General features: G+C 63.1%; 12 protein-coding genes. 2 read left to right on the top strand and 10 right to left on the bottom strand.

Going from position 1 to position 12,704, the window contains the following annotated elements:
• Nucleotides 1-7: 7 nt before the first annotated feature.
• Nucleotides 8-1,411 (bottom strand): MATE family efflux transporter, encoded by a 1,404-nt coding sequence (locus tag NKH63_RS16990; RefSeq protein ID WP_352484348.1) that lies wholly within the window; start codon nt 1,409-1,411, stop codon nt 8-10.
• Nucleotides 1,412-1,640: 229 nt separating this feature from the next.
• Between NKH63_RS16990 and NKH63_RS16985 the strand changes: the two genes are divergently transcribed.
• Nucleotides 1,641-2,222, top strand: a complete 582-nt coding sequence (locus NKH63_RS16985; protein ID WP_352548107.1) for a histidine phosphatase family protein — start codon at nt 1,641-1,643, stop codon at nt 2,220-2,222.
• Between the two features lie 14 nt (nt 2,223-2,236).
• On the opposite strand, the gene NKH63_RS16980 is transcribed toward NKH63_RS16985, so the two are convergent.
• The 9 genes from NKH63_RS16980 to gcvA form a co-directional block, all read right to left on the bottom strand.
• Nucleotides 2,237-3,823 (bottom strand): FGGY-family carbohydrate kinase, encoded by a 1,587-nt coding sequence (locus NKH63_RS16980; RefSeq protein WP_352548063.1) that lies wholly within the window; start codon nt 3,821-3,823, stop codon nt 2,237-2,239.
• Nucleotides 3,820-4,503: an HAD family hydrolase gene (locus NKH63_RS16975; protein ID WP_352484350.1), complete on the bottom strand. Its 684-nt coding sequence runs from the start codon at nt 4,501-4,503 to the stop codon at nt 3,820-3,822. The genes NKH63_RS16980 and NKH63_RS16975 overlap by 4 nt, the downstream gene beginning before the upstream one ends.
• A gap of 15 nt (nt 4,504-4,518) precedes the next feature.
• Nucleotides 4,519-5,997, bottom strand: coding sequence for a mannitol dehydrogenase family protein (locus NKH63_RS16970; protein ID WP_352484351.1), 1,479 nt, complete (start codon nt 5,995-5,997; stop codon nt 4,519-4,521).
• A 72-nt stretch (nt 5,998-6,069) separates the two neighbouring features.
• Nucleotides 6,070-6,840: an L-iditol 2-dehydrogenase gene (locus tag NKH63_RS16965; RefSeq protein ID WP_352484352.1), complete on the bottom strand. Its 771-nt coding sequence runs from the start codon at nt 6,838-6,840 to the stop codon at nt 6,070-6,072.
• Nucleotides 6,837-7,841 carry an ABC transporter ATP-binding protein gene (locus tag NKH63_RS16960; protein WP_352484353.1) on the bottom strand — a complete coding sequence of 335 codons (1,005 nt, stop codon included), beginning with the start codon at nt 7,839-7,841 and terminating at the stop codon, nt 6,837-6,839. Before NKH63_RS16960 ends, NKH63_RS16965 begins: the two co-directional genes overlap by 4 nt.
• 50 nt (nt 7,842-7,891) lie before the next feature.
• Nucleotides 7,892-8,716, bottom strand: a complete 825-nt coding sequence (locus NKH63_RS16955) for a carbohydrate ABC transporter permease (RefSeq protein ID WP_352484354.1) — start codon at nt 8,714-8,716, stop codon at nt 7,892-7,894.
• A 208-nt stretch (nt 8,717-8,924) separates the two neighbouring features.
• The gene (locus NKH63_RS16950) at nt 8,925-9,797 is read right to left on the bottom strand and encodes a carbohydrate ABC transporter permease (RefSeq protein WP_031195183.1); all 873 of its coding nucleotides are present in this window, start codon (nt 9,795-9,797) and stop codon (nt 8,925-8,927) included.
• Nucleotides 9,798-9,910: 113 nt separating this feature from the next.
• Nucleotides 9,911-11,221: an ABC transporter substrate-binding protein gene (locus tag NKH63_RS16945; protein WP_023722530.1), complete on the bottom strand. Its 1,311-nt coding sequence runs from the start codon at nt 11,219-11,221 to the stop codon at nt 9,911-9,913.
• Between the two features lie 222 nt (nt 11,222-11,443).
• Nucleotides 11,444-12,355, bottom strand: coding sequence for a transcriptional regulator GcvA (gcvA, locus tag NKH63_RS16940; RefSeq protein WP_352859128.1), 912 nt, complete (start codon nt 12,353-12,355; stop codon nt 11,444-11,446).
• Nucleotides 12,356-12,465: 110 nt separating this feature from the next.
• On the opposite strand from gcvA, the gene NKH63_RS16935 reads away from it, so the two are divergent.
• On the top strand, nt 12,466-12,651 hold the full coding sequence (locus NKH63_RS16935) for a hypothetical protein (RefSeq protein ID WP_352918188.1): 186 nt from the start codon (nt 12,466-12,468) through the stop codon (nt 12,649-12,651).
• Nucleotides 12,652-12,704: the final 53 nt, after the last annotated feature.

Raw genomic sequence — 12,704 nt, 5'->3', positions numbered from 1 at the left:
CAGCAATTCAACGCCCGAACACCAGCGGCGGCGCGATCCTGTCCCGCCGCAGCCAGCGTCCCAGCAGGAGTGCAGCAACCACCGCCAGTCCCGACGATAGGCCGATCCAGATGCCGACGCCGTTGAAACCGAAATGGAAGGCGAGCAGCACGCCGAGCGGCAGGCCGATGCCCCAATAGCCGATCGCGGCATAGATCATCGGCACCTTGGTGTCGTGCAGGCCGCGCAGCATGCCGCTGGCTACCGCCTGCGCACCGTCAAAAACCTGGAACAGCGCGGCAAAAGCGAGGAACGACACGGCCAGCGCGACCACCTCGGCATTAGCCGGATTGCCCAGATCGATGAAGGCCCCGATCAAGAGGTGCGGCCACAGGATCATCACCAGCCCCATCAGCGCCATGAAGGAGACACCGACGACATAGGCGGTCCAGCCAGCCCGGCTGACACCTTCCGGATTGCCGGCGCCGTGGGCAAGTCCGACGCGCACCGTCACCGCCTGGTTGAGGCCGAGCGGCACCATGAAGGTGATCGAGGCGATCTGGATGGCGATCGCATGGGCGGCAAGCGAAGCCGCATCGATCAGGCCCATGAGAAAGGCCGCCGCGTTGAAAATCGTCACCTCAAACGCCAGCAGGCCGGCGATCGGCAGGCCGAGCCGCAGCAGGCCCTTGAAGCGCGGCCAATCGGCCCGCCAGAAGCGTCCGAACAGACGATAGCGCCGGAATTTCTTCTCAAGCATCACCACCGCCGCCATGCCGGCGAACATTAACGTGCTGGACAGCGTGGTGGCGAGGCCGGAGCCGGCGATGCCCATCGATTGGATGCCGAGATTGCCGAACATGAACAGCCAGTTGAAAAAGGCGTTGCAGGCGACGGCAACGAAAACGATGATCAGTGCCCAGCCCGGCCGCTCCAGCGCCGAAATAAACGAGCGCAGGACGATGTAGCCGAAAAAGGGCAGCACCGCCCATTCGAGCCAGCGCAGATAGATGCCGGCCTGATGCGCCAGTGCCGGTTCCTGACCCATGGCCAGCAACACGGCCTCGCCGTGCCAGAGAAAGACCCAGATCGGAATGCAAATGAGGATCGCCAGCCACAGACCCTGGCGCACGGTGCGGCGCAGGTCGCGCACCGAGTGGCGGCGACGGCCGAGCTCGGTCGCCATCATCGGCGAGGTCGCCAGCATCAGGCCAAGTCCAAAGATCAGCGGCATGAAGTAAAGGTTGGCACCAAGCGCACCGCTGGCCAGCGTGTCCGGCCCCAGCCGCCCCATCATCATGACGTCGGTAGCGGTCATCGCGGTCTGACCGAGATTGGTCAGCACCATCGGCCAGGCGAGCGCCAGCATCGCCCTGATTTCCCGACGCCAAAGGTTTTCCGGCGCGCGAGCGTCGGCTTCGATCGCAGACATTTTTTCCGCCTATCCGATTGCGGCACGTCGGCAAGAGCCGGAAGCCGCGTCTCAGCGCGGAAAATGGCCAAGATCGGCCGGATTCCGCATTACGACGGGTTTGTCTATGAAATGGGCACCGGTGGCAAGAGGCTGACTTGCGGAAGGGTTAAGCCAGTCGGCTCAATGCAGGCTATTGGAGAGGCCATGGAAGCCGCTATGGTCACGGTGGATTCCTTTGGAAGGCAGCCTGATGAGCGCGTTTCCCGAAATCTATCTGGTTCGGCATGGCGAGACGGAATGGAGTGCGTCCGGAAAACATACCGGCCGGACCGACATACCGCTGACGCCGGCCGGCGAGGATGGGGCAAGGCGGGTCACTGAGCGGCTAAAGGGTCTATCCTTCTCGGCGGTGTGGTCGAGCCCGTCGCAGCGCGCCTTCAACACCTGTGCGCTGGCCGGCTTCGGCTCGTCAGGCGTGAAGAAGGACGATCTGGCGGAGTGGGATTATGGTGCCTATGAGGGATTGACCACCAAGCAAATCCTCGCCGAGCGTCCCGGTTGGCGGCTCTTTCGCGACGGCTGCCCGCGCGGCGAGTCCGCCACGGATGTAGGCTCGAGGGCGGACCGGATCGTCAGCCAGTTGCTCGAGGCCAGCGGCAATGTCCTGGTCTTCTCAAGTTCGCATTTCCTGAGGGTGCTAGCCGCACGCTGGCTCGGCCTGCCACCGCAAGACGGCGCGCTTTTCGTGCTGGATACCGCCAGCGTAAGCGTGATCGGTTATGAGCACGGCCTTGACGAACCGGTCGTCCGGCGCTGGAACCAGAGATAGCCGCCGATCCCGATCTATCGGATCGCGTCCAGCGCCTGCCTTTGCCGATGCATCTCGAGAAACACGCGGTAGTCGCGATCGAACCGGCCGGCGGCAGCCGGATTGGGCTCGCGCGTCCTGCCGCCTTGCTGCATGGCGACGCAAGCGGCGTTCAAATCGGGAAAAAGCCTGGCAGCGGTGGCGGCAATCATGCCGGTGCCGAGCAGCACCGCCTCGTCCGCCAGCGGCTCGACCACCGTGCATCCGGTGGCGTCGGCATAGAGCTCCATCAACAGCGGGTTCTTGGTGTGGCCGCCGGTGACGTGCAGCGTATCGATCAGATAGCCGTTTTCGTTCAGCGCTTCCAGCACATGGCGGACGCCAAGCGCGATGCTGACGGCGGTGCGCCAATAGAGCTTGCACAGGCTGTCGAAGGAGGAATCCAGCGTCAGCCCGCTGATGACGCCGACGGCATGCGGGTCGGCGAGCGGCGAGCGGTTGCCGTGGAAATCGGGCAGCACGTGCAGCTTTGCGGCGAGGTTGTCGCCCTCGGCGGTGCGCAGCTCGGCGACGCGGTGGGCGATCCTGGCATGCATGGCGGCATCCGGCTCGCCGCCGGCGCCATGCCAGCGGATGATGTGATCGAGCAGCGCGCCGGTGGCCGACTGGCCGCCTTCCGACAGCCATAGGCCGGGAAGGGCGGCGCCGTAGTAAGGACCCCAGACACCGGCGAAAGGCTGCGGATCGGGCGACATCGCCATGACGCAACTCGACGTCCCGGCGATCAGGGCCAGATGGCGGCCGATATCCTTCGCGTTGCCGGCGAAGCCTCCGAGCACGCCAAGCGCGCCGGCATACGCATCGATGACGCCTGCACCGACCCGGCATTTTTCGGTGAGGCCAAGCTCCGCCGCGGCTTGCGCGTTAAGCGCACCGATATCGGCACCGACCGGGCTTGCCTTTTCCGGCAGATTGCCGTGCTCGAAAAGGTCGCCGAGCCCGACGGCTTCGAAGAAGTCGCGCCGCCAGCCGGTCGCTTCATGGGCAAGATAGGTCCATTTGGCGGTCAGCGTGCATTGTGAACGGGCGAGCGAGCCGGTTGCCTTCCAGGTCAGGAAGTCGGTGAGGTCGAATAGGTAGCCGGCTTCGTTCCATGTTCCGGGCAGGTTGCGCTTCAGCCACATCAGCTTCGGCGTCTCCATTTCCGGCGACATGACGCCGCCGATATAGTCGAGCACGGCATGGCCGCTTTCGGTGCATTCGTCGGCCTCGGCAATGGCGCGATGATCGAGCCATACGATGGTGTCCCAGCGTCTTTCGCCTGATACCGACACGCTGAGCTGGCCGCCATGCCGGTCTCGCACCACCAGCGAGCAGGTGGCGTCAAAGGAGATGCCGACGATATCCTCAGCCTTCACGCGCGCCTTTTCGCGGGCAGCGCGGACGGCCATGCACACCGCCGACCATATATCCTGCGAATCGTGCTCGGCGTGGTCGGCTTTCGGCTGTTGCATGGCGATCGGGTGCTCGGCGCGGCCGAGCAAGGCGCCACCGGTGTCGAGAATGCCGGCACGGGCGCTTCCGGTGCCGACATCGACCGCGCAAACGAAACTGTTGGTCAAGGTGTTCTTGCTCTCGCTCCCAGGCCTGCAATCAGATCGGGCAATTGCAGCATGTCAGCGAATATAAAGTCCGGCTCACTCGACGCAAGCCGCGCTTTCAGTGCCGGGTTGCCGGTGTGCGAGCCCCCGGTGAAGGCAAGGACGCGCATGCCTGCCACCCGCGCCGCTTGGATGCCGGCCGGGCTGTCCTCGACGACGAGGCAGTTTCGCGGGTCCGCTCCCATTTTAGCAGCCGCATGGAGAAAAAGATCGGGCGCCGGTTTGCCCCGCGCCACCATGGCAGCGCTGAACAAATGCGGCTCCAGCAGCCCAAGCAACCCCGTAACCTTGAGCGCATAGCGGATCCGCTCCAGCGTGCCGGAGGAGGCGACGCAGCACGGCACGCCGAGCTTCGGCAGGACCTGTGCCATGCCTGGCATCGGTTTCAGCTCCTGGCGAAACTTGCGCATCAGTTCGGAGCGCATCTCGGTCAGATGCTGGTCGGTGAGATCGAGCCCGAAGTCGCTTGCGAGGATTTCGCGGACGCTCTTCATGCTCTTGCCGAGGAAGTGCTCGTAGGCAACGTCCTCGCTGACGTTGCCGCCGGCAAGCGCGATCATCTCCAGCAATGCCGAGACGGACAGCATCTCGCTATCCACCAGCACGCCGTCACAGTCGAAAATGACCAGTTCAGGCGTCATCGCGCTGGATCGGCTTCAGAGGTCGCCGGCGAGATAGCGCGTCAGTGTCGCGCGCGCGCCGTCCGCCCACAGCGATTTGAGCGCATGGGCGAAGGCTTCGGCGAACGGCGGCGAGCGGCCGACATCGCCATAGATGTCCTCCATGGCAAGCCAGGCGGCAGGCATGTCCCTGGCCGCCTTGGCCGTCCCCTGCAACCGGCCCCAGTTCGGGTCGTTGGGCTCGGTGACGGCACCGGAATCCGTGGTGCCGAAGCAGTAGCGACACCAGAGCGCAGATTCCAGCGCCAGGCCGGTGACACTTTTGCCAGCCTTCAGCCGGTCAGCGATGGTCGGAATGATGAATTTCGGCTGGCGGTTAGAGCCGTCGAGGCAAAGCCGGCGTATGGTGTCGCCGATCTTCGGATTGGAGAAGCGGTGCTCGATGAGCTGGTAGTAATCTTCGAGGTCGGTGTCCGGAACCGGCGGCACGGTCGGGATGATTTCGTCATGCTCGAGCTTGTCGAGGAAGCCGCGTACCAGCGGCTCCTGCATCGCCTCATGGACGAAATGGATGTCCATCAGCCCGGCCGGATAGGCGATGGTCGCATGGCCGCCATTGAGGATGCGGATCTTCATCAGCTCATAGGGCGCGACATCGCTGACGAACTGCACGCCGACCTGTTCCAGCGGCGGCCTTCCATCGGTGAAACGGTCCTCCAGCACCCATTGCTTGAACGGCTCGCAAAACACCGGCCAATTGTCGTCGAGACCGAACTCGCTGGAGAGAATGCCGCGCTCGCGATCGGTGGTGGCCGGGGTGATGCGGTCGACCATGCCATTGGGAAAGGCCACGTTTTCGTTCACCCAATTTGCCAGATCCTCGTCGATCAGCCGCGCCAGGCCGATAACGCCATCGGAAGTGACGTGGCCGTTGTGGGGGATGTTGTCGCAGGACATGATGGTGAAGGGCACGATGCCATCGGCGCGGCGGCGCAGCAGCCCAGCGAGGATGAGGCCGAAGACGGTCTTCGGCGTCGCCCCCGGCTCAGCGTCGGCAACGATGTCGGGATGCGTCGGATTGAACACGCCAGAAGCCGGATCGATAAAATAGCCGCCCTCGGTGATGGTCAGGGAAACGATCTTGATCGCCGGATCGGCAAGCCGCTCGACGATTGCGGTCGCTTCGCCCGGCATCAGGAAATCGATCATAACGCCGGTGACGCGCGCGCTCATATGGCCGCTGTCCTGCTCGACCACGGTGGTCAGCCAGTCCTGTTCCTGCAGCTTGCCGCGGCCGACCTTCTCGCCCTCGAAGACGCCGGCGCCAACGATGGCCCAGTCGTGGCCGACGCCCGAATTGAAGAGGTCGTCGAGATAGACGGCCTGATGCGAGCGATGGAAATTGCCGACGCCGAAATGCACGATGCCGGCCTTGAGCGCGGCGCGATCGTATTTCGGGCCGGCGATCTTGGGCGGAAGCTTGGCGAGTATGGAAGAAGAGAGTTTCACGGACATCTGCTTTTACCCTTTAGCGGGACGGCTCTTCCCCCCGTTGGAGGAGACGGGGAGAAGAGCGCCTTCGCCCCCTCAACTCATCCACTGGCCGCCATCGACATTGTAGGTCTGGGCAACGATGTATTCGGCCTCATCGCTGGCCAGGAACACCGCCATGCCGGTGAGGTCTTGCGCCGTGCCCATGCGGCCATAAGGCACGGCTTCGCCGACCAGTCTCTTCTTCTCGCCCCTCGGCCGGTTCTCGAACTTGGCGAACAAGGCATCGACATGGTCCCAGTGCTCGCCGTCGACGACACCCGGGGCGATGGCATTGACGTTGATGCGGTGCTTGATCAGGTCGAGCCCTGCCGACTGGGTGAGCGAGATGACCGCCGCCTTGGTGGCGCAGTAGACGGCGACCAGCGCCTCGCCGCGGCGCCCGGCCTGGCTTGCCATGTTGATGATCTTGCCGCCCTTGCCGCGGGCAATCATCGAACGGGCCGCAACCTGAAGCGTAAACAGTGTGCCGGCGACGTTGACCGAGAACAATTTGTCGTAGCTTGCCTTGCTGATCTCGACGATCGGCGCCAGGTCGAACAGCGCAGCGTTGTTGATCAAAATATCGAGGCCGCCGGCTCTGGTTTCGACCGCCTTGACAGCCGCATCTATCGACGCGAGATCGGTGACGTCCAGCTTCACCGCGTAGGCGTTGCCGCCGATTTCCGAAGCCGTCTTCTCGGCAGCCTCGAGATTGATGTCGCCGATGGCGACGGTCGCGCCCTCCCGCATGTAGGCTTCGGCAAACGCCCTGCCGATGCCGCGCGCCGATCCGGTGATCAGCGCCGATTTACCTCCGAGCCTCATTGCAGCATCGCCTTCCCATCGGTGCCAAAACGATGCAGCTTGGTCTTGTCCGGTGTCAGATAGATTGTGTCGCCGTGATGGGCGGCAAGTTCGCCGTCGGCACGCACCGTCAGCTGCCCGACACCATCCGCCTGGACGTGCAAAAACGTGTCGGAGCCGAGATGTTCGGCAACGCCGACGGTCGCCTTCCAGTCGCCTGACGTCTTCGAAATGTTCATATGCTCCGGGCGGATGCCGACTGTCCTGGCGCCATATTTGGCGGCCGGCTCGCCTTCGATCAGGTTCATCTTCGGCGAGCCGATGAAACCGGCGACGAACAGGTTCTTCGGGGTCTTGTAGAGCTCCATCGGCGAGCCGACCTGCTCGATATTGCCGGCGTTGAGCACGACGATTTTGTCGGCCATGGTCATGGCCTCGATCTGGTCGTGGGTGACGTAGACCATGGTGGTCTTGAGCTGGTGATGCAGCTCGCTGATCTCCAGCCGCATGGTGCCGCGCAGCGCCGCGTCGAGATTGGACAAAGGCTCGTCGAACAGGAAGGCGGAAGGCTGGCGCACGATGGCGCGGCCGATGGCGACGCGCTGCCGCTGGCCGCCGGAGAGCTGGCCGGGGCGGCGATCTAGGTAGTTGGTGAGGTTCAAGATGCGGGCGGCGTCCTTCACCTTCTTGTCGATGGTCGCCTGGTCCTCGCCCGCCATCTTCAGGGGGAAAGCGATGTTCTTGGCCACCGTCATATGCGGGTAAAGCGCATAGGACTGGAACACCATGGCCAGCTTGCGCTTGGCCGGCGCCTCGCCGGTGACGTCGCGGCCATCGATGATGATGGTGCCGCCGCTGGTGTCCTCCAGGCCGGCAATCAGACGCAACAGCGTGGACTTGCCGCAGCCCGACGGGCCGACGAAGACGACGAACTCGCCGTTCTCGATGATCAGGTCGAGGCCGGGGATGATGGACGTCGCCCCGAAGGATTTGGAGACGTTCTTGAGCGTGATGTTTCCCATGATTTCCTCCCCCGAAGGGCTGTTTTTCGTTTTGCGTCAGGCGATGCCCGTTACTTTACCGCCCCAAACGTCAGGCCGCGGACCAGCTGCTTCTGGCTGAACCAGCCCATGATCAGGATCGGCGCGATCGCCAGTGTCGAGGCGGCCGAAAGCTTGGCCCAGAACAGCCCCTGCGGACTGGAGAAGGAGCTGATGAAAGCGGTGAGCGGCGCTGCCTCGGTGGTGGTCAGCCGGATCGTCCAGAACGCCTCGTTCCAGGCGAGGATGATGTTGAGCAGCATGGTCGAGGCGATGCCCGGCACCGCCATCGGCGTCAGCACGTAGATGATCTCGTTCCAGAGCGATGCGCCGTCCATGCGCGCCGCTTCCAGGATCTCGCCCGGGATCTCGCGGAAATAGGTGTAGAGCATCCAGACCACGATCGGCAGGTTGATCAACATCAGCATGACCATCAGGCCGATGCGGCTGTCGAGCAGTCCTGTATCGCGGAAGATCAGATAGATCGGGAACAGCACGGCGACGGCCGGCATCATTTTGGTGGAAAGCATCCACATCAGGATGTCCTTGGTGCGTTTGCTTGGCGAAAACGCCATCGACCATGCCGCCGGAACGGCGACAAGCAGAGCCAGGACGGTCGAGCCGACCGACAGGAACACCGAGTTCAGGAAGAATTTGAAATAACCGTTCTGCGCCTGGACCTCGGAATAGCTCTCCGTGGTTCCCGACGGGAACAGGTTGAAGCCCTGGATGGCCTCCTGCTCCGATTTGAACGAAGTGATGATCGTATAGAGGATCGGGAAGAAGATCAGTAGCGCGACGATCCAGGCGGCCGCGGTCGCAATCGTCTTGTGCTGGGTGGTGACTGCACGTGCCATCGTCAGGTCCTCCCGTATCGGCGATGTTGGCGGCAGGGTCGACCCCCACTCCGGTTTGCTGCGCAAACCACCTCTCCCCCGATCGACGGGGTAGAGGAAGGGTGCGGCTTCGATGCAGGCGTTTCCTCTCCCCCGGGCAGGGGGAGAGGTGTCCCGCGCAGCGGGACGGAGTGGGGGTGGTTCAGCGCACGTGCCATCGTTTCCTCCCTTATTTATCCAAATTCTTGCCGACGGCGCGCATGGCGAAGAAGGCGACGATGTTGGCGAGAATGACTGCGATGATACCGCCGGCGGACGCCTGGCCGATTTTGAACTCCAGCAATGCCTTCTGGTAGACGAGGAAGGGCAGGTTGGTGGAGGCATAACCCGGGCCGCCATTGGTGGTGACGAGGATCTCGGCATAGACCGACAGAAGGAAGATCGTCTGGATCAGGATGACCACGGTTATGGCGCGCGACATATGCGGCAGCGTCAAATAGATGAAGCGGCTGATGAAGCCGGCGCCATCCATTTCGGCGGCTTCCTTCTGCTCGCCGTCGAGCGACTGAAGCGCGGTCAACAGGATCAGCGTCGCAAACGGCAGCCACTGCCAGGCGACGATGATGATGATCGCCAAAAGCGGGTGCTGCCCGAACCAGTCGATCGGCTGCCCGCCGAAGAAGCGCGCAATATCGGCGAAGACGCCGTATTGCGGATGCATGATCATGTTCTTCCAGACCAGTGCCGCCACCGGCGGCATGACGAAGAACGGCGAGATGACGAGGATGCGGACGATGCCCTGTCCCCACATCGGCTGATCGAGCAGAAGGGCCAGCAGGATACCGCCGATCACCGTGATCAAAAGCACGCTGACGACGATGGTGAGCGTGTTGAGGATCGACTGCAGGAATGCCGGGTTGGAATAGAACAGCGCGTAGTTCGAAAACCCGACGAAGCCGTCGCGCATCGGATTGAGCGGATTGTACTGTTGGAAGGAGAACCACAGCGTGAATGCCAGCGGTACAATCATCCAAACCAGCAGCAGCACCACGGATGGCGCCATCATGAAGCGGGCAAGCGAACGGGTCTGCTGAGTAGCCATGACGGTCACCCTTCGAGGTCAGCCAAGTTTTCAGGGGGGTGATCCCCGGCCGCCCGAACTGGGATTCGGGCGGCCGTTGCCGGTCGCCATTGGCAACCGGCACCGGGAGGAGCCTACTTGATGTAACCGCCCTCGGTCATCGTCGCGGTGGCGGCGTCCTGCGCCTGCTTCAGGGCATCGTCGACGCTCGACTGGCCGGCAAGTGCCGCCGAGAAGAGCTGGCCGACAGTGGTGCCGAGGCCCTGGAACTCAGGAATGGCGACGAACTGTACGCCGACATAAGGCACCGGCTTGACGGTTGGGTGCGTCGGATCGGCGGAGTTGATCGAGTCCAGCGTCATCTTGGCGAAAGGTGCCGCCTTCTGGTACTCGGGATTGGCATAGAGTGAGGAGCGCGTTCCCGGCGGAACGTTGGCCCAGCCTTCCTTCGAGGCGACGAGCTCGGCATAGTGCTTGCTGGTTGCCCAGGATACGAACTTTTGAGCGGCGTCGGCCTTCTGGGTGCCGGCGGGGATGGCCAGCGACCAGGCCCAGAGCCAATTGCCGCGCTTGCCGAGGCCATTGTCCGGTGCCAGCGCATAGCCGACCTTGTCGGCGACGGTGGAGTTCTTCGGGTCGGAAACGAAGGAAGCGGCGACGGTGGCATCGATCCACATGCCGCATTTGCCCTGCTGGAATAGCGCCAGGTTTTCGTTGAAGCCGTTGGACGAAGCGCCCTCGGGGCCGTCGGCCTTCATTAGGTCAACATAGAATTGCAGTGTGTTCTTCCACTCGGGCTGGTCGAATTGCGGCTTCCAGTTCTCGTCGAACCAGCGCGCGCCGAACGAGTTCGACATGGCGGTCAGGAAGGCCATGTTCTCGCCCCAGCCGGCCTTGCCGCGCAGGCAGACGCCGTTCACGCCGTTGGCGCGGTCGGTCATTTTGTCGGCAGCCTGCTTGATGAAGTCCCAGGTCGGCGCGTCGGGCATCTTGAGCCCGGCCTTCTCCATCAGGTCCTTGCGGTACATGACGAAGGAGCTTTCGCCGTAGAAAGGCGCGGCGTAGAGCTTGCCGTCGACCGACAGGCCGCCGGCAATAGCCGGGATGATGTCCTTGACGTCATAGTCGTCGCCGAGCTTGTCGAGCGGCAGGAGCCAACTCTGCTTGGCCCAGATCGGCACCTCATAGGTGCCGATGGTCATCACGTCGTACTGGCCGCCCTTGGTGGCGATGTCGGTGGTGACGCGCTCGCGCAGGACGTTTTCCTCGAGCGTGACCCACTGCAGCTGGACGTCGGGATTCTTGGCGGTGAAGTCGTCGGTCAGCTTCTGCATGCGGACCATGTCGCCATTGTTGACCGTGGCGATGGTGATGGATTCGGCATGCGCGGCGAAAGCAAGCGCGCTGGCCGACAACAGGCCTAGGGTGAACGTGCGAAGTTTCATCAAAATTCCTCCCATGAACCAAGATGAGCATTTGCCTTGGCTGTGAGCAATTACTCACTTACCGTGAATTATGTCAAGCCGGATTCGTTGCTGCAGCGCAGCACGCTGGTCTCGTGCAGCGGCAAGCCTGGGACACTCGCGGTATATGTGGAGAAGGGTTGGATCGGGCCCATCGCGCCGCCAAAAGCCGGAGCTTTGCTGTCCGGGTGGCCTGGATTCGGCCTATTGGCAAGCGATCTCGCTCAGGATCCAATCACGAAAGGCGCGGATCTTCGGCACGTTGCGCCGCGCCGTCGGATAGACCAGCCAATAGGCATGGCCGTCGTCACCAACCAGATCGAAGGGCTGGATCAGGCGGCCGTCGGCAAGTTCGGTCTTGAACAGCGCCTTGGTGACGATCGCCACGCCATGGCCAGCAATCGCGGCATTGGCCTCGTAGGCTTGCGCGCCCATGCTGGTGCCGGTGCGTTTGGCCAATTCCGCGACCGGCAGGCCGGCGGCGGCAAACCAGTCCCGCCACCAGATGTCGCCCGGGTCGAGGATCGGCAGCCGCAGCAGGTCGGCCGGTTCGTTGACGCCGCCGATGCTGGCCGCGAGTTTTGGGCTGAGAACCGGCGTGAAATCGGCCCTGAAAAGCATATGGGTCTCGACGCCCGGCCAGTTGCCGCCGCCGGAGCGGATGGCGATGTCGATATCCTCTCTGGCAAAGTCGACAACCCTGTTCGAAGTATCGACGCGCACCGCCAGCGACGGATGCGCGACCTGGAACGAGCCGAGATGCTGCGCCAGCCAATTGGAGGCAAAGGTCAGCAGCGTCGAAACGCAAAGCACGCCATCGGCGCCGGTGCGCGCGGCGGCATAGGCGCCGCTCAACAGCGCGAACGCTTCGCTGACCGCGGGCGCCAGGCGTTGGCCAGGTTCGGTCAGCACGATCTGTTTTGGCTGGCGCAGGAACAAGGGTGCGCCGATGCGCTCCTCCAAAAGCTTGATCTGATAGCTTGCCGCCGCCTGCGTCATGCCAAGCTCCTGGGCGGCCTTGGTGAACGAGAGATGCCGCGCCACCGCCTCGAACACCCGGATCGCCTGAAGCGGAGGAAGCTGCGAAACCAGCTGTCGTGAATTGAGCTCCGGCATAAGCCCTCCTTATGGGCAATGATCGACGTTTGATTGGCGGCACCGGCCGGTCCTACCGATATTCCGTGTTGAAGATCAATTACGCCTAGAGATAGCGAAGGCTGACGATCATGACCACATTACAGGAAAAGCTGCTTCTTGCTCCAGCCCATGGCTGGTTTTCACGGCTGGCGCGGGGATTGGCAAGGCACGCGGCGCGGAAACGGGCCTATCTCGACGTCCGGGAACTGCCGCCGCATCTCCAGCGCGACATGGGCCTCCTCGACGGCAACGATCCTTGTGGCCGGCACCAATAATGTCGCTCGTTTTATCGAGGGTTCAGCTGCGTTTCGATTTCACCTGATCGTTT

Origin of the sequence: Mesorhizobium sp. M0960 (assembly GCF_040319055.1) — a bacterium.
Taxonomy (GTDB): domain Bacteria; phylum Pseudomonadota; class Alphaproteobacteria; order Rhizobiales; family Rhizobiaceae; genus Mesorhizobium.
This window is presented reverse-complemented; position numbering and strand designations above follow the sequence as displayed.